Origin of the sequence: Litoribaculum gwangyangense (assembly GCF_039543505.1) — a bacterium.
In the GTDB taxonomy this organism is placed as follows: Bacteria; Bacteroidota; Bacteroidia; order Flavobacteriales; family Flavobacteriaceae; genus Litoribaculum; species Litoribaculum gwangyangense.
In genome coordinates, this window is the sequence record NZ_BAABJW010000001.1 from 579,018 (window position 1) to 596,934 (window position 17,917).

The window sequence follows — 17,917 nt, forward strand, 5'->3', positions numbered from 1 at the left end:
TAGATGAATCGTTCCTTATTATTAATTTTCTCTGTTTCCCTTTTATGGTCCTGTTATGCTTCAAAAGAAGGTCCTATGGCTTCCACTCCTGTAGCTATAACCCCTCAGGTGCCTGCTCCTAACTCAAATTCAGGATATTGGCAACAGCATGTAGATTATAAAATGACGGTTGATATGGATGTAAACACCTATCAATACAATGGAAAACAACAATTGGTGTACACCAATAATTCTCCTGATGTGTTAAATAGAGTGTATTACCATTTGTTTTTTAACGCCTTTCAACCAGGAAGTGAAATGGATGTGCGTTCCAGAACGATTGCAGATCCAGACCCCAGAGTAGGCGATCGCATAAGCAAACTTAAACCCAATGAAATTGGGTATTTAAAAGTAACCTCATTAAAACAAAATGGCGTGGCTTTAAAACACGAAACCGTTGGTACCGTTTTGGAAGTGGATTTAGCTAAACCCATTCAACCCGGTGAAAGCGTAACCTTTGATATGGATTTTAACGGACAAGTACCTGTTCAAATCCGTCGTTCTGGAAGGAATAATAAAGAAGGTGTGGCACTTTCCATGACGCAGTGGTACCCAAAATTAGCGGAATACGATTTTGAAGGTTGGCATGCCGACCCCTATATCGCTCGAGAGTTTCATGGTGTTTGGGGAGATTTTGATGTAAAACTCACCATAGACAAAAATTATGTAGTAGGGGGCTCTGGTTATTTACAGAACGAAACCACAAACGGAAACAAAAAAACACTCCATTTTATCGCGCCTAATGTGCACGATTTTACATGGGCTGCAGATCCTGATTATATTCATGACACGATGCAAGTGCCCAATGGCCCGATGCTTCATTTTTACTACAAGAATACGCTCGATGCCGAAAAACAAGAAAGCTGGAAAAAATTACAACCCAAAACCGTTGAATTGATGCAGTATTATTCAGAGCACATTGGAAAATATCCCTACAAGCAGTATTCGGTTATTCAAGGTGGCGATGGTGGTATGGAGTATGCCATGTGTACTTTGATTACTGGAAACCGCAGTTTTGGAAGTTTGGTAGGTGTAACGGCGCACGAATTGGCTCACACTTGGTTTCAATTTTTATTAGCTTCTAATGAATCAAAACACGAGTGGATGGATGAAGGCTTTACTAGCTATATTAGTGATTTAGCTATGAATGACGTGATGAATGAAGGTAAGGACAACCCAACTGTAAGTGCTTACAACGGATACATGTACTTGGCGAAATCTGGAAAAGAACAACCGCTTACCACACATTCTGACAGATATGCTTACAACCAAGCTTACGGTATTTCGGCCTATAGTAAAGGCGAAGTGTTTTTAGCACAATTGGGTTATGTGATAGGAGAAGAAAATTTAAAAAAAACCATAAAAAAATACTTTACCGATTTTGTTTTTAAACACCCTAAACCATTAGATATTATTAGAACCGCTGAAAAAGTTTCTGGTTTGGAACTCGATTGGTATTTAATCGATTTTGCACAAACCACCAATACCATTGATTATGGCGTTACATCTGTAGACGATAAAACCATAACCTTAGAGCGTATTGGTTTAATGCCCATGCCTATTGATTTATCGGTTACATATACAGATGGTACTACCGAAAATTTTTATATCCCCTTACAAATGATGCGTGGTGAAAAACCAACCACAGCCACCATTATAAGCGATTGGGCTTGGGCGTATCCCACTTATACGTTTGAGACTTCAAAACCTGTAACATCTGTTGAAATAGACCCTTCGGGATATATGGCTGACGTGGATAGAACCAACAACAAAAATTAAAATCATTGATTTAATAAAATATAAAGCCTCTTTTAAAAGGGGCTTTTTTGTTTCTATAAGTTGACATAGAAAAAAAATTCAACTAACTTCGTTTAACGTTGGGTATAAGACCCTTGTGCTGAACTTGTTTCGGCATTTAAACGATTTCATGTCTCTATAGTTGACCATAATTAAAAGAAATTGAATATCTGGAATAGTTAGTTCTGTAAAAAATGAAATACTTTTCTGTTAATTTATATAAAAAGATACTTAATTGTGCTATTGCGGAAGGTATGTCCTTGAAGGATTTTGAGGATTTGCCTATATCGCTTGAAGAGGCTGAAAATTTAAAATTTGTTTCCGCAGATGAACATTTAAGAGCCCATGAATTGATTGATGAAAAGCTAAAACCGGGGTTTGCGATTCGGGTTGGTCAACAGATGAAAATAGATGATTATGGTGTACTAGGATTATCATGGAGAACCTGTGCAAAAGTCAGAGAAATTTTTGATCGTAGTGAGCGTTATTTTAAATTGCTTTCTAATACTTATAATTGGGAAGTAAAAGAAGGTAAAGAAATTTCTAATATAATTCTAAATAGAGATGCTAATAGAAGAGGTATGCAACTGTCTTCGGAGGCTAGTTTGTCCGCAACAATGGTAGTGATGCAAGCAATGTCTGAAAAAAAGGTGTGGCCCATTGAAGTATGTTTCAAACACAACCCTCCCAAAGATTTAAGTAGCTTTGATGAAGCTTTTAAATGCTCTTTAAATTTCAATCAACCAAAATATTCAATAAGCTACAAAACTCATGACCTGAATTTAAGGACAGCTAAGGCGGACACTAGTATTAATAATTATCTGCTAAAACAAGTTGATGAGCAGCTTAAAGGAATCAAGATTCCAGGGAGTAAATTTGTTCGTGATGTTGAAGCGCTAATAAAAGATGCTCTCCCAACAGGTATTCCAAGTATCCAATATATCAGTGATCTTACAGCTATGAGCAACCGAACTTTAACACGCAGACTTTCAGAAGCTGGCGTCACTTATCGTGATTTGGTTAAAAAAACTCAAAAAGAAATAGCCAAGGAACTGCTGAGGAAAAAATCTGAAAGTATAGGTGAAATAGCTTTCCTAACGGGCTTCTCCGAGCAAAGTGCTTTTAATCGCGCTTTTAAAAAATGGACTGACCTTACTCCTACAGAATTCCAAAAAACCATCTAAAATTCCATTTTGGCGTAAACTGTCAAAAGGTTGTCTTTAAGTGTCAAAAATCTCTTTTGAACGCTTCGCAACTTTGTGTCATCAAATTAATTAATACAATTTAATGATGGTAACAATAGAAAAACTTCTAATAGGAATTATAACAACACTTTTAATAAATTCAATGAAGAGCTACGAACCAGTTCAAGAGTATAAAGAATTGACGGCACTACAAGTTTCAAGTTACACAGTAAAAGATTCAAAAGCAGAAGCTTTTCAAATTTTGAATAACAAATGTAACGTATGTCATCGCAAACAGAACAAAAGACGCGTATTCACAATGCAAAATATGGATTCTTGGGTCAATGATATTTATAAGCAAGTCTATATAAAGAAACGAATGCCCAAGGGAAAAAAAATAAAACTAACCTCTAAAGAGTATCAAGAATTATTAACCTGGATATCATCCACAAAAAATAAATAAAATGGAGCTAAACTTTAAAATCATCGTATTGATGCTAGGCATCTTATTTACTGGACTTACAGCAGGATTGTGTTTTACATGGTCTAATTCCATAACACCCGGCATTGCCAGATTAAATGACTTAGGGTTCTTGCAAGCATTTCAAGCAATGAATCGTGCCATAATCAATCCAAGTTTTCTTTTTGTCTTTTTTGGACCCGTCATACTTTTATTTATAAATGCCTTTTTGCATCGCAATTCACATCCGGTAACATTCTGGTCATTTACCTTGGCGGCAATTCTATTTTTCTTGGGTATTGGTCTTATTACGGTTTTCAAAAATGTTCCGCTAAATGAACTTCTTGACAAAACAGTTTTAGAAAATCTTTCTGAAGTTGATCTTAAAGAACTGAGAGCGAAATTTGAAAAACCTTGGAATCGCTGGCACATTCAGCGCACCATAGCCTCTTTTACCTCATTTGCTCTCTTACTAATTGGGCTTATTTACACAAAATAAAAACATAACAATTTTAAAAAATAAAAAACGAAGAATCATGAAACTTTTTAGAACTATAGGTATTGGAATCATTATTTGGATTCTTGGAGTTAGTATTTACATCATTTCTTTCTACATCCCAATATTAGAAGACCCAGAACTTCAAGCAAATATTTTCTTGTCTTTAGGAATTCTGCCAATAGTTTGGTTTGGAACAAAACTATACTACAGAAAAAAAAGTACTACAAAAGGATACTGGTTAGGGTTAGCTTTCTTTTTAATAGCAGCCGCTATGGATGCACTAATTACCGTACCATATTTAATAGCTCCGTATGGAGGAACACATTATAGTTTCTTTACTGCCATCAGTTTTTGGCTTATCGGAATAGAATTTATCATAATGACTACAGTGTATTGGTACAACGTAGTTAAAAGCAGAAGTAATATAGTGAATCATTAGTAAAAAAAATTTCAAATAGTTGAAACACAATTAATATTTAATTAAATCAGAAAACATGAAAACAGAAAACATTTTAGTTATTGGCGGAACTGGTAAAACTGGTCGCCGGGTAGTCGAAAATTTAAAGCAATCTGGACACAACGTACGAGTTGTAGGGAGAAAAACAAATCCAACTTTTGATTGGGAAAAACCGGGAACTTATGATGCGGCTTTGAAAGATATGGACAGAGCCTATATCGTGTATTATCCTGATTTAGCTGTACCTGGATCGAGAGATGCGATAACAACGCTAACTGAAAAAGCATTAGAAGCTGGTTTAGAAAAAGTAGTATTGCTTTCAGGAAAAGGAGAAACTGAAGCCGAAGCCTGTGAGGATATCGTTGCTAATTCAGGCTTAAACTACACTTTAGTGAGAGCCTCTTGGTTTAACCAAAATTTTAGTGAGGGTGCATTTTTAGATTTTGTATTGGATGGCGTTGTAGCATTACCTATGCCAGAAGCAAGAATTCCATTTGTGGACGCAGATGATATTGCAGACGTCGTTTCTAAAGTACTAATCGATGATTCCTATAACGGACAAACCATAACTGTTACTGGACCTCAAAAAAGAACCTTTAAAGAAGTGGTAGGGATTATGGCTGAAGCTTCCGATAAAACAATTCAATTTGTGCCGATTTCAATCGACGAATTTAAAGACGGTATGCGAAAAGCAGGATTACCAGATTCTTACGTATGGCTCTTTGGTTATTTATTCCAAGAAGTACTAGGGAATCCAGAAAACCAAGAGGTTTCCCATGATGTGGCTGAGGTATTGGGTAGGCCGGCTAAAGATTTTGAAACATATGCTAAACAAACTGCTGCAACCGGTATTTGGAATGTAGAAATAACTCATGCCCAATAATCCATTAAATCAGAGGCTCCAACTAACTCTAGTAGGTTTTTGGAGCCTCAATTATATGTTATTTTATATCTAAAATTAGAAAGTGATGATAATTTCCTATCCTTTAATCAAACCAAAATACTATAAATCCCTATTAATAGATTTATTGAATTTTATTAAGTCTCCTAAAGATAAACCCTCGATAGAGAAAAGCACAACTCACAAAATCTATGATACTGTAGGTCTCTTCTTTATAAAGATAATTTTCTCAATAACATTAGCATCATTATTACAGTTTATTTATGAACCTGAAAATCTAACATCAACCAGTATGTCGGAGCGATTTGCCCCAATACTCTTACTTTTAGTTGGTGGGATTATTTTACCCATACTTGAAGAAACGACCTTTAGATTGTCGTTAAGGTTTAACCCTATTTATTTTGCGTTAACTTCTGGAACATTTACATATTACATCATTACAAAAGCAGTTTTTAAAAGCCGATTATCCCTTTTAGATGAAACTTTCTGGTTTCGCATAATAATCGGTATTGCTGTTGTGTTGATTATGTATCTAGTGGGCAGAACCAAGAATATAAAAATCATACTACAAAACTACTGGCATAAGCACTTTAGGTCGATTTATTATTTCTCTTGTATAGGTTTCGCTTGGCTACATATTTTCAATTTTGAATTGAATCTAATAAATCTTTTATGGTTACCTTTTTTAACCTTACCTCAATTATTTAGCGCTTTTATTGCAGGCTATACCAGAATAGCCTTTGGTTTTCAATACCCTCTATTATTGCATATGGCAACTAATACGCTATTCCTCTCCTTAACTTTTTTACATCTTGACTAATTTTTTAAATAATACCTATTGTAAAATATTTGAATTAATATCCTATGTATAACATTTAAAATTAAGTATAACATTTTGAGAAGAATTTCACTTTTTGTTAGAAGTTTAACAAAAAATATTGCAATTGGATGATCTTTGGGCACTGTTGCCGGTAAAATAATTGGGCTTGGGCGTATCCCACTTATACGTTTGAGACTTCAAAACCTGTAACATCTGTTGAAATAGACCCTTCGAGATATATGGCTGATGTAGATAGAACCAACAACAAAAATTAAAACAACTTGTTTTATAACACCTCAAGCCTCTTTTAATAGGGGCTTTTTTTTGTTTTTTAAACTTGAGATTGTAAAAAAATTCAACTAAATTCGTTAAACTATGGATATAAAACATTAATACGATTTCATATCCATGTAGTTGTGCGTCAATGTAAAAAGCCAACCCGCAAATGGCGTATTTGATTTTGCCGACACGCAAAGCCAACGCTCGACTGAAACGAATAAAGAAGAATAGACATAAATGAATTTAGATACACAAAGTTTACAACCAATTATCAACTTCATCTGGACAGTTGCGGATGACGTATTGATTAACAAATACCTTGAAAACCAGTATCAGGACGTGATATTGCCAATGACGGTATTAAGAAGGTTGGACTTGGCACTTGAGCCAACAAAAGACAAAGTGCTAAAAACCCATAATGAGTTCAAAGGAAAAATTGACAACCTATCTGGACTACTGACGAGCAAAGAACATGGCTCTGGATTGGCGTTTTACAATACTTCGCCTTACACCATGAAAAAATTGTTGGCTGACCCGAAAAATATAGACGCCAACTTTTTGGACTATCTCAATGGCTTTTCTGAAAACGTTCAAGACATCATTTCCAAGTTCAAATTCAGAAACCAATTAGAAACCTTTGAAAATACTGGAATCACTTTTTCGCTGATTGAAAAATTTTGCAGCCCGAAAGTTGAGCTAAGACCTGAAAAGATTTCGCCTATGGCAATGGGCTACATGTTTGAGGACTTAATCAGACGTTTCAACGAAAAGACCAATGCAGCAGCAGGGCGACACTTTACACCAAGAGAAATCATTGAACTGATGACCCATTTGGTTTACCTGCCTGTAAAAGATAAAATACAACAAGGAACTTATTTGGTGTATGATCCTTGTGCGGGTTCTGGTGCTATGCTTACCCAATCTAAACGCTATGCAACCAATCCTGATGGTGAAATAAAATCGAAAGCGACCTTTCACTTATACGGCCAAGAGAACACAGGCGAAATGTATGCAACATGCAAATCAGATATGTTGCTGAAAAATGAAGACCCTGACAAAATCAAGTACGGTTCGACATTGAGCGAATATGGCTTTGACCCTGATTTGAAGTTCAACTTCATGCTGACCAACCCGCCTTATGGAACAAGTTGGAAAGAAGATATTGCCAAACTAAACGTTGGAAGTGGAAAGAAAATCAGCATAGTTGATAGACGTTTTAATCTGCCTATCAAAAACTTTAAAGGTGAGTTAGAAGAAACATGTTTGACTTCCAGAAGCAATGATGGGCAGCTCATGTTCATGCTTCACATGCTTTCCAAAATGAAAGACCCAAAAGATGGCGGTAGTCGAATTGCTTCTGTTCAAAATGGTTCTGCTCTATTTACTGGAGATGCTGGAAGCGGAGAAAGCGGAATTCGTCAATACATTTTAGAAAATGACCTTGTGGAATGCATCATTCAGTTACCAAATGATATGTTCTACAATACTGGGATCTCAACGTATATCTGGATTATCAGCAATATGAAAGAAGAGCGAAGAAAAGGTAAAGTTCAACTTATCAATGCTTCTTCTGCTGAGTTCTACAAGAACATGAGAAAGCCACTTGGTGACAAGCGAGTAGAATTGACAAATGACCATATCATTAAAATTCAGGAATTATACTTTGCCTTTGAAGAGAATGAATACAGCTTAATTTTTGACAATGAAGATTTTGGTTTCTACCAAATCACGGTACACCAACCTGAAAGAAATGCCAATGGCGAAATAATCAAAGACGCCAAGGGTAAGCCCAAGTCCGATAAGGAGCTGAAAGACACTGAGAATGTACCAATGAAAGAGGACATTCAAGAATATTTTGAACGTGAGGTTTTACCATTTGCTCCTGATGCTTGGTATGATAAGTCCAAAATGAAGTTGGGCTATGAAATTTCTTTCACTAAGTATTTCTACAAACACGAACCACTTCGAGACCTTGCTGATATAGAAAATGATATTATGCAATTGGAAAAAGAAACAGATGGTTTATTAAAAGAGATTGTGGAATAATGGCAAAGAAGAAATACACAAGCTATAAACCTTCTAAAACGCTTTGGCAAGAGGAAATTCCGAGTCATTGGCAGGAAACTGACTTGAGAATGATTTTTACTGAAAATAAGGTCAAGAACACTGGCTTAGTTGAGCGAAATCTTCTTTCTCTGAGTTATGGTAAACTGAAACGCAAGGACATTGACAATGCAACTGGTTTGGTGCCCGAATCATTTGAAGGCTATCAAATAATTGAAGAAGGCTACATTATTCTACGTTTTACCGACCTGCAAAATGATAAAAAGAGCTTGAGAGTTGGCTACTGCCCTGAAAGAGGCATTATCACCAATGCCTATGTTGGTATCGTTCCAAATGAAGATATACATTCCAAATACTTTTATTATCAACTACACTTTTTAGACACCATAAAGTATTTCTACAATCTTGGTGGTGGAGTAAGACAATCATTGAGTTACAAAGAATTTAAAAGGGAAACACTGCTTGTTCCTGAAGCAGAAGAACAAATCAAAATAGCCGCTTTTCTCGATTACAAACTCGCCAAAATCAACCGCTTTATCCAAAAGAAAAAGCAATTGATTAAACTACTCACCGAGCAAAAAGTCGCCACCATTAATCAAGCAATAACCAAAGGAACAAATTTGGAATCAGCTACCTACGGAATAGAAAACTTATGGATAGATGAACTCCCCGTTGGTTTCAATCTGGAAGGATTTAATAAAAACGTCTTTTTGAAACATGGTTTTCAGTTTAGAGAGGAACATTTCTCCCAAGAAGGCATCAAAGTAGTTAAGATTACGCAGCTTTCTCCAGATGGAAGCTTGAGGTTGGAAAATGCAAGCTTTGTACCTGAGCATTATCAATATGATTTTAAGAACATAATAATTGAGGACAATGATGTTCTTATGGCTCTTACTGGAGGAACGATTGGAAAAATCATTCGAGCAAATATCAATGGTGAAATATTACTCCAAAACTACCGTGTAGGCAATTTCTATCCTATAAACGATAAGCTAAGCAAAGACTTTCTCTACTGGCAATTAAAGTCCGAATTTATCCAAGCTCAAATGAAGTTCTATGTTCGAGAAACGGGACAACCAAACATTGGAAAAGGAGACTTTCGAAAAATTCAGTTGATAATTCCCCCAATTGATGAACAAGAGAAAATAGTTGAAATAATTGTTCAAGAAACAGATAAAATAGATACAACCATTTCCAAAATCGAGAAAGAAATCGCTCTAACTCAAGAGTACAAAACAGCCATTATAGCAGAAGCGGTTACAGGGAAAATAGATATCAGGGATTTTAAAATTCCTGATTCAACCGAAGAAGAGAACTATGAAGAATTAGAAGAGGAATTGAGTTTAGCAGCTGAGGATGAGGCTGAATACCAAACCGAAGAAATTGAAGAATGAGTAAAAGCACAGATACCACAGAAAAGGGCTTAGAAAGCCATATTACCAATTATTTGGTAGAGGCGAATAGATACATCCAAAGAGAAAGTACGGATTACAATAATGTTTCCTGCTTAGACGAAGACTTATTGTTTAAATTTTTAGAAACTACCCAACCCAAAGCAGTCGAGAAGCTCAAGCGGTATCACAAAGACTTGTATCGCCAGAAAATCATCAAACGTCTGAATGACCGCATTCAAGCCAAAGGGGTTATTGAAGTTTTAAGAAAAGGCATTGTTGATGGCTTTACAGACACCAAACTCAAGCTGTTTTATGACAAGCCTGTTTCGGCATACAATGCCAGTGCAAGTGCCTTGTACAAAACCAATGTTTTTTCGGTCATTCGTCAGGTTTACTACTCTACCAAAAACAAGAATTCCTTGGACATGGTCGTTTTCATTAACGGCTTGCCAGTTATCACTTTTGAGTTAAAAAATGAATTAACCAAACAAAATGTAAAACACGCCATCAACCAATACAAAAAGGACAGAGACCCTAATGAGGAGTTATTTCGCTTGGGTCGTTTGGTTGTAAACTTCGCTGTAGACACAGAAGAAGTTTGGATGTGTACTCAACTGAAAGGTGAGCAATCGTATTTTTTACCATTTAACAAGGGCAATAACAACGGAGCTGGAAACCCACCAAACGGTGGAATTAAAACCGATTATCTCTGGAAAGAAATTCTAACCAAGGACAGCCTTACGGATATCATTCAAAACTTCTCGCAGCTCGTTACCGAAGAAAAAGAATACACGGACGACAAAGGGAAAAAGCGAACTAAAAAGGAGAAAAAACTCATCTTTCCCCGCTATCACCAACTATCAGCAGTAAGACAACTTTTGGCAGATGCAAAAGAAAAAGGCTCAGGTCAGAAATATTTGATTCAACATTCCGCAGGTTCAGGCAAGTCCAATTCAATCGCTTGGCTTTCGCACCAATTAATTGGATTGCATGACAAGTCAGGAAGTAACAACATTTTCGATACCGTTATTGTCGTTACAGACCGCAGAGTGTTGGATGCCCAAATCCGAGAAAACATCAAGCAATTTCAACAAGTTGGCGGTGTGGTTGAAGCGATTACCGAAGGAAGTAAGCAACTCAAAACTGCCTTGGAAGACGGAAAGAAAATCATCATAACCACCATTCAGAAGTTTCCGCACATTGTAGAAGAAATTGGAGAGTTACCAGGAAACAACTTTGGTATCGTCATAGATGAAGCTCACAGCAGTTTGAGCGGCCAAATGGCAAGGAAACTCAACGAATCTTTATCTAAACTGAATGATGAAGACGAATTGAAATTTGACTTGGAAGATTATGACGAAAATGAAAACAGTGAAGTAACAGGAGAAGACTTAATCCGTGCTTTGGTGAAATCAAGAAAACTCTTGCCAAATGCCAGCTATTTTGCATTTACGGCTACTCCCAAAAACAAGACTTTGGAACTCTTTGGAGTTCCTTATCAAGAAGGAGACAAAACGAAATTTAGAGCTTTCCATCTCTACTCTATGAAGCAAGCGATTGAAGAAGGTTTTATAAAAGATGTATTGCAGAATTACACCACCTACCAAAGTTTTTACGCCTTACTCAAGAAAATAGAGGACGACCCTGAATACGACAAAAAGAAAGCACAGAAGAAACTCAAGGCTTATGTAGAAAGCCATGAACACGCCATCAAGAAAAAGTCAAAAATGATGGTTGACCATTTCATGGAAAATGTGATTCGGAAAAAGCGAATGGGTGGCAAAGCAAAAGCCATGATGGTAACGAGTAGCCGAAAAAATGCTGTGCAATACAAAAAGGCTTTTGATGCTTACTTGAAATCTATAAACAGCCCGTACAAAGCAGTTGTTGCATTCTCAGGTGAAATTGACGGAGAAACAGAGGCAAGTTTGAACGGCTTTTCGAGCAGCTCAATTCCATCTGAGTTTGAAAAAAATGAATATCGTTTTCTATTGGTTGCCAATAAATACCAAACTGGCTTTGACCAGCCACTTCTTCATACCATGTATGTAGATAAAAAGCTAGGCGGAGTGAATGCGGTTCAAACCCTATCAAGGCTAAACAGAAGTCATCCATTAAAGAAAGACACTTTTGTTCTTGACTTTGCTAATACAGCCGAAGATATGGAGAATGCTTTCAAGCCATATTTTGAAAGCACAATTCTTGGAGAAGCAACAGATCCAAACAAGCTTTTTGATTTACAAGATGCTTTGGACAATTATCAAGTGTATTCACGTGAACAAGTTGAAGACTTCTCAAACAAGATTTTGAATAATGTCCCCGTTGACCAGCTCCACGCATCATTAGATGAATCTGCTGCCATTTTCAGAGACGACCTAGAAGAAGAGCAACAAGCCGATTTCAGGGCAAAAGTCAAAACATACGTTCGACTTTACATTTTCCTTTCTCAGATTGTACCGTTTGAAAATCCTTATTTGGAGCGTCTTTACATTTTCCTGAATCATTTACAAAACAAGCTTGGCGGTGATACCTCAGTAGATTTGGCAAAAGGCGTTTTGGACAATATTGACATGGACAGTTACCGCCTGCAATTGGAGTCTACAACCAATGTAGTTTTGGAGCAAGGTGAAGACTTAAAGCCTATTCCAACTGATATGAGAGGCGGAGTAAGTGAACCTGAAATTGACAAGCTTTCGAACATCCTTCAAACTTTCAATGACCGCTACGGAACTGAATTTGAAGATGCTGACAAAGTCCGCCAAATGGCTGAAAACATTGCAACTGATGTAGCGAAAAACAAAGAGCTGATAAGTTCAATTCAGCATTCAGACGAACAGAACGCAAGAATAACCAGCGACAAAATTGTAGGAGAAGAACTGCTCAAGCACATCACTACCAACTTTGACCTGTATAAGTTGTATTCGGACAACAAGGAATTTAAAGAGGACTTTTCTGCAATGATGTTTGGTGTTGTGAAAGAATTAATTAACAGAGGTATAAACGCTCAGAAGTAAGGGATGCTAAAGGTTATCGAGATAGAACATATTAAAGGCATTCAGCACAAGAGGTTTGAATTGGATATTTCACCAAACAAGCCCAGTCTTATGGTTGCTCCGAATGGTTTTGGTAAAAGCTCCTTAGCAACAGCGTTCAACTCTATGAATAATAGGCGAATTGTTCTCAATGAGGACGATTATCATGCTGAAGATGAAGCAAACGCTCCTAGAATTTATATCGAATATCAAAAACCTGACAGTTCAATTGTCCATCTTGAAGCAACTTCAACTAGCAATACCATTTCTGGTGAGCTAGATTATTTTGTCATTAATAACAATACAAAACCAAAAGGCAACGCTTCTACATTTGGCGGATTTGCAAATTCACGTGCAACCTTGATTATTGAAGATGTCGTTCTACTTGACAGGATTCCTACAAATACTTCTTTTCCCTTTACATACAGAAATGCACAAGGTAGGTTTGGCACAAATGGTAGGGTATTACCAAACCTTTCAGCCGTATTTTCCAATCGCCTATTGGTAGAGCAAATAAGTGAGCATTATCAAGATTTACAACGTGCAAATGGCATAAGAATTCAAGGCAGAATCAATGCGGTTATTGATTTGATAAACAACGAAGGTGGTACCGCCAACGCTTTAGTTGATTGGGTGTCAGCGAATGTTTTAGATGATTTAAAAGCAATTGATTATCTGAATACACTAGGTAATCTCATTCACACTTTTGACATTGGTTATAATTCAGAATCAAAAAGTTACTTGGCTGCAATTCAACTTATTTGGTCGTACAACGAAAACTCAAATCAGTTTAAAGATGCCTGTGCATTCAGCAATTACAAACTTGACAAAGAAAGATTCGAAACTACCCTTTCAACTTTCAATTGTACATGGCGTAATATTAGAGCAAGTGAAACTAGAGGGCAATTGGTTATAAAATTCCCTAAAGCTATCCACATCTCAAATGGTCAACGAGATATTTTAACTTTCATTTCAATGCTCTTCAGGGCAAAACGCCATTTAAAGAAGGATGCCAATATTTTAATTATTGACGAAGTTTTTGACTATCTGGATGACGGAAATCTTACAGCAGCACAGTATTATATTACTACGTTCATTAAAGAATTTAAGGATCAATGCAAACGGTTATATCCTATTATCCTAACTCATTTAAACCCTAACTACTTTAAGAATTTTGCTTTCAGCAATCAGAAGGTTTATTATCTCGAAAAATCGAACATTCAAGTGAATCAGCATTTATCGAGAATGCTTAGAATTAGAGATGATGAGGCATTTGCCGAACCACTAAGGGATGATATTTCAAAGCATCTAGTTCACTACGAACCAACTCACATAAACAGACGAGCTGATTTCAGAGGTTTAACAATTCCTGAACTTTGGGGTAAATCTGATAATTTCTATCAATTTCTATTTGGAGAAGTTGACAACTATCTAAATGGACGTGCATTTTGCCCTTTTGCAGTGTGCGGTGGAGTTAGAGTAAAAATTGAAGAGATAGCTTACAATAAACTCCAAAGTCCTGAAGCAAGAACAGCGTTTTTAAGTACTCATATGACTCGTAAAAAACTAGAAAAAGCGGAAGAACTTGGCGTTGTATCTCCTGAATCTCATTTTTTACTTGGAATTATTTACAATGAGGGAATGCATTGGAGGGACAATCAGGATAACGTTTCTCCTATTGCTTCAAAACTTGAAAATCTGACAATTAAAAAACTAATTAGAGATGTATTTGAGTGACATGAAAAAGCGAACGCTAAGCATCCATACATATTGCCAAATCACTCAAGCCGATCCGCAAGTAAAAAACTTGACAAAGAGTGTGTCTACCCAATAGCACGACCAAACCGTTAAAAACAAAAACCAAAAAAATTCAATACCAAGGTTCTTTTTTATACATACTTGTTTTTGCAACCCGTTCTCGGTTGGTTAATTTTAAATGGGTTTGCGTCATCTGTTTGCTTCTATAACCCAATAAGTGAAAAATAGATTTTGCGAAAAACTTGGCTACTTTTAGGTTTACTTGCAAAACACCTTCGTATTTATTGGCCCAAGAAACCCCTGGTAAAAGCACTAAAAAGTTATCCGTTTTTATTTTTCTTAAGAATACTGATAGCCTCAGGAAAAAAGGTTTAATGGGTTTTATGATAAAAAACCCTTCGGCACCTTTTTGTTGGTACAAAGGCATAAACAAGCGCCCTGAATAAGTGGCTTTTATTTCATTTCCGTTATTGAATGCCAATGGGTTTCCTTTTTGGATGCCTTGAAAACTCTTAAACCCTCCCAACATTTTAAAGTGATCGTGGTCGTTAATTTTATAGAGATCAACCACTTCGAAAACATCTGTTAAATCGCAAGATTGTATTTTAAGTTCTTGGTAATATTTTGAAAAATTGAGGGCACTTTTTTTGTTTAAAACCCCTGAAAACACCAGCGTTAAATATACAAAAGCCACACTATTGGTGATGGCCATTAAATCGTTGTGTTGTCCCGATTCAAAACCTAAGGACACATAACCCAACTCATTGATATAGCTTAGCAATGGGCCGTTTAAATATTCTTCAATACCCAACACAATAGGCACCGGAAATAGTTTTGAAAACTTTCGGTTTATCAAAGCATCGTTAATAGTAATAAAAGGCAGGGTTTTGCTAGAGGTGGTGTGTAAGTCTATAAAGTAAAAGGGGGGCTTATTATTTTTTAAAATCGAATTTAAAACAGTGGAAAGTTCTATAAGTTCGGATTCCTCAGTATTTAAAACGGGTTTGTTGTGAATGGTTTGTATTTGTGGTTTTGTCCATAATCTATTTAAATCTTGATCTAAAAAGCGTTGTTGTGCTTCCAGAGCTTTTAAATTTCCTGAGATGCCATAAATAACGCCTTTAACATGTTGTTGATTAAGGTGGTCCATAACCTCTTTAATAGCCAAAATGCCTGCATTTTCGTTCCCATGTATTCCGCCAAAAAACACGACTGTTGGACCGGGCTCTGTGCCTTCTATTTTTCCAAGGAATCGCTCTACACCAATTTTATTTTTTAAGGCATCATTATAAACCTCTATCATTTATCAAAATCGTTTAACGTTATTAAACCCGTTAGTTTGTTATTATTTACCACCGGTAAACTTCCAATAGCTTTTGATATCATTAAATATTTAGCTTTAATAACAGGTGTATATTCATCAACGGTTATAATATCTGTTTTCATAACTTTGCCAACGCTAACAATTTGCTTTTTGGTAAAAATTTGGTAGTCTTTTACATCCGTCCAGGTCAATAATCCCTCTAGCTCCCCCTCATTATTAATAACTGGCATATGATGTATGTTTTTCCATTTCATAATGTTTAGTACCAGTTCTATACTGTCCTTTTTCGAAACTGAAAAAATATCGGTACTCATGATATGTTTCACTACACGGCTTTCTTTAAAAGGGGTTTCTTCCAAATGATGCAACATTTCCCATGTTGAAACGGGATACCTCTTTTCTTGTTTTTCATGAATTTTTGAGGTTAAAATTTGCATGGCCTCAAAACGGTTGTGTTTTTTTAAAAGTGCTCTAAAATTCCTAACCATCCACTCTGAGCCATTTTTGGCATGCACCCTATTTTCAATAATTTTTAAATAATATTCAGCATCTTTAGGTTGAATGCCCGCATGGTATAAGCCTTTGTATGCCAAGGGAAGCAACTCGTTTAAAATGAGATCATGACTGGAAACATAAGCCCCATTCCAATAAAATTGGGTAGCCATGCCATAGCGAGCAGCGTTAAAAAAGTTTGTTTTTACATCTTTAAAATCCCAAGTTTCATGAATGTTATTATATTTTTCTGGTTTGCCTAACATAACCCCTATCCAAAATACCATATTCGCCATTTCATCAACCGTGGTGGGACCCGATGGTATGTAGCGGTTTTCAATTCTTAAATTAGGTTTTCCGTCAATAACGCCATAACAAACCCGGTTCCAAGGGTACACTGTACCATTGTGTAAGCTGAGTGCTTTCAGTTTTGGTATTTCATTGTTTTCCAACATGTCTATACTGTCTCTGGTAAAGTTGGTTGTTAAAAAACTTCGAAACCTTGAAATGTTGTCTTTAAAAATATCGGTTACAGACCCTGTTTGCCATTTATTACCAAAACTTACACGTGATTGTTTTTCGTTTAGTAAAAAGGAATTTGCTCTGGTATCTACACTCTGAGTAAATAACGCTATTCGGGTTTCGCTCCACAGTTCTTTCCCAAACAACATGGGCGAATTAGCACAAATACTCAATACGGGACCTGCAATGGCTTGAGCCCAGTTATAATCGCTAACAAAAGATTTAGGACTGAGCTGCAAATGCATTTGGAAGCTCGAGTTACAGCCTTCCAGCATAACGGAATCGTGATGTAAATTTATTTCATCGGCTCCTTTTATATGGATATTAAAACTTTGCTTTCTAATGCTTTTTATGGCGTCATTTAAAACCGAGTAACGTACAACATTGGTCATACTTTCTTCATTCACATTATTTAGCGACAGTGAAGGTAAAATGCCAGTTAGAATGACTTTTAAATGATGTTTTGAAGCTGCGCTTTTTGCTTTATCAATAAAATGGTCTAACTGCTTATGAAGTTTAGAAAAACAATCTTTACCAAGTTCTAAAGGATCTAAGTTAACTTCGAGGCTATATTTACTTATTTCGGTTGTAAAATGCGCGTTATTAATGGCCTTGAGTAATTCCACTGATTTGCCTTCTGGCAAAAATTGATTATTAACAATAAAGAATTCTTGTTCAGCACCAATTCGAAGTGGCCCCTCTTCCATCAATCCCTTTTCAATCATCATATCCAGCGCCTTGATATCATTCAATAAATGGTGAATATAATTAGCCCTATCCTTTTTTGTTTTTAGTTTGGTTACATTTAAATCGCCCATATCAGCAAATTAATAAGGTTTCGAAACCATTAAATTACTTCAGTATATTGGTTTTAAATATGATTTTTGTCATGTGT

Annotated in this window: 13 protein-coding genes; 11 read left to right on the forward strand and 2 right to left on the reverse strand. The window is 36.2% G+C overall.

The features are described 5' to 3' along the window. Nucleotides 1-3 precede the first annotated feature (3 nt). The 11 genes from ABD963_RS02510 to ABD963_RS02560 all read left to right on the forward strand — a co-directional run bounded on the left by ABD963_RS02510 (nt 4) and on the right by ABD963_RS02560 (nt 14,663). The gene (locus ABD963_RS02510) at nt 4-1,818 is read left to right on the forward strand and encodes a M1 family metallopeptidase (RefSeq protein ID WP_345275359.1); all 1,815 of its coding nucleotides are present in this window, start codon (nt 4-6) and stop codon (nt 1,816-1,818) included. 212 nt (nt 1,819-2,030) lie between these two features. After that, on the forward strand, nt 2,031-3,020 hold the full coding sequence (locus ABD963_RS02515) for an AraC family transcriptional regulator (RefSeq protein WP_345275360.1): 990 nt from the start codon (nt 2,031-2,033) through the stop codon (nt 3,018-3,020). Nucleotides 3,021-3,183: 163 nt separating this feature from the next. Further along, nucleotides 3,184-3,483: a hypothetical protein gene (locus ABD963_RS02520; RefSeq protein WP_345275361.1), complete on the forward strand. Its 300-nt coding sequence runs from the start codon at nt 3,184-3,186 to the stop codon at nt 3,481-3,483. Nucleotide 3,484: 1 nt separating this feature from the next. Then, complete coding sequence (locus ABD963_RS02525) at nt 3,485-3,979, forward strand: anthrone oxygenase family protein (RefSeq protein ID WP_345275362.1); 495 nt, start codon at nt 3,485-3,487, stop codon at nt 3,977-3,979. A gap of 37 nt (nt 3,980-4,016) precedes the next feature. Continuing rightward, nucleotides 4,017-4,418, forward strand: a complete 402-nt coding sequence (locus ABD963_RS02530; protein WP_345275363.1) for a DUF5367 family protein — start codon at nt 4,017-4,019, stop codon at nt 4,416-4,418. Nucleotides 4,419-4,473: 55 nt separating this feature from the next. Further along, on the forward strand, nt 4,474-5,319 hold the full coding sequence (locus ABD963_RS02535; protein WP_345275364.1) for an NmrA family NAD(P)-binding protein: 846 nt from the start codon (nt 4,474-4,476) through the stop codon (nt 5,317-5,319). Nucleotides 5,320-5,404: 85 nt separating this feature from the next. After that, nucleotides 5,405-6,157 (forward strand): hypothetical protein, encoded by a 753-nt coding sequence (locus ABD963_RS02540; RefSeq protein WP_345275938.1) that lies wholly within the window; start codon nt 5,405-5,407, stop codon nt 6,155-6,157. A 516-nt stretch (nt 6,158-6,673) separates the two neighbouring features. Then, a complete protein-coding gene (locus ABD963_RS02545; RefSeq protein ID WP_345275365.1) occupies nt 6,674-8,482 on the forward strand; it encodes a type I restriction-modification system subunit M in 1,809 nt (602 codons plus the stop codon). Between the two features lie 89 nt (nt 8,483-8,571). Next, nucleotides 8,572-9,894, forward strand: a complete 1,323-nt coding sequence (locus ABD963_RS02550; RefSeq protein ID WP_345275366.1) for a restriction endonuclease subunit S — start codon at nt 8,572-8,574, stop codon at nt 9,892-9,894. Beyond that, nucleotides 9,891-12,908: a type I restriction endonuclease subunit R gene (locus tag ABD963_RS02555; protein WP_345275367.1), complete on the forward strand. Its 3,018-nt coding sequence runs from the start codon at nt 9,891-9,893 to the stop codon at nt 12,906-12,908. Before ABD963_RS02550 ends, ABD963_RS02555 begins: the two co-directional genes overlap by 4 nt. A gap of 3 nt (nt 12,909-12,911) precedes the next feature. After that, nucleotides 12,912-14,663, forward strand: coding sequence for a hypothetical protein (locus ABD963_RS02560; protein WP_345275368.1), 1,752 nt, complete (start codon nt 12,912-12,914; stop codon nt 14,661-14,663). A 133-nt stretch (nt 14,664-14,796) separates the two neighbouring features. On the opposite strand, the gene ABD963_RS02565 is transcribed toward ABD963_RS02560, so the two are convergent. Both ABD963_RS02565 and ABD963_RS02570 read right to left on the reverse strand, forming a co-directional pair. Continuing rightward, complete coding sequence (locus ABD963_RS02565) at nt 14,797-15,987, reverse strand: succinylglutamate desuccinylase/aspartoacylase family protein (RefSeq protein ID WP_345275369.1); 1,191 nt, start codon at nt 15,985-15,987, stop codon at nt 14,797-14,799. Then, nucleotides 15,984-17,840, reverse strand: a complete 1,857-nt coding sequence (locus ABD963_RS02570; protein ID WP_345275370.1) for a CBS domain-containing protein — start codon at nt 17,838-17,840, stop codon at nt 15,984-15,986. The genes ABD963_RS02565 and ABD963_RS02570 overlap by 4 nt, the downstream gene beginning before the upstream one ends. Nucleotides 17,841-17,917 lie beyond the last annotated feature (77 nt).

Excerpts from the sequence above, each read along its gene's own strand:
- ABD963_RS02545 (WP_345275365.1), top strand. The coding sequence starts at position 6,674 with ATGAATTTAGATACACAAAGTTTACAACCAATTATCAACTTCATCTGG.
- ABD963_RS02565 (WP_345275369.1), bottom strand. The coding sequence starts at position 15,987 with ATGATAGAGGTTTATAATGATGCCTTAAAAAATAAAATTGGTGTAGAG.
- ABD963_RS02560 (WP_345275368.1), top strand. The coding sequence starts at position 12,912 with ATGCTAAAGGTTATCGAGATAGAACATATTAAAGGCATTCAGCACAAG.
- ABD963_RS02530 (WP_345275363.1), top strand. The coding sequence starts at position 4,017 with ATGAAACTTTTTAGAACTATAGGTATTGGAATCATTATTTGGATTCTT.
- ABD963_RS02510 (WP_345275359.1), top strand. The coding sequence starts at position 4 with ATGAATCGTTCCTTATTATTAATTTTCTCTGTTTCCCTTTTATGGTCC.
- ABD963_RS02535 (WP_345275364.1), top strand. The coding sequence starts at position 4,474 with ATGAAAACAGAAAACATTTTAGTTATTGGCGGAACTGGTAAAACTGGT.
- ABD963_RS02550 (WP_345275366.1), top strand. The coding sequence starts at position 8,572 with ATGATTTTTACTGAAAATAAGGTCAAGAACACTGGCTTAGTTGAGCGA.
- ABD963_RS02525 (WP_345275362.1), top strand. The coding sequence starts at position 3,485 with ATGGAGCTAAACTTTAAAATCATCGTATTGATGCTAGGCATCTTATTT.
- ABD963_RS02520 (WP_345275361.1), top strand. The coding sequence starts at position 3,184 with ATGAAGAGCTACGAACCAGTTCAAGAGTATAAAGAATTGACGGCACTA.
- ABD963_RS02540 (WP_345275938.1), top strand. The coding sequence starts at position 5,405 with ATGATAATTTCCTATCCTTTAATCAAACCAAAATACTATAAATCCCTA.
- ABD963_RS02570 (WP_345275370.1), bottom strand. The coding sequence starts at position 17,840 with ATGGGCGATTTAAATGTAACCAAACTAAAAACAAAAAAGGATAGGGCT.
- ABD963_RS02555 (WP_345275367.1), top strand. The coding sequence starts at position 9,891 with ATGAGTAAAAGCACAGATACCACAGAAAAGGGCTTAGAAAGCCATATT.
- ABD963_RS02515 (WP_345275360.1), top strand. The coding sequence starts at position 2,031 with ATGAAATACTTTTCTGTTAATTTATATAAAAAGATACTTAATTGTGCT.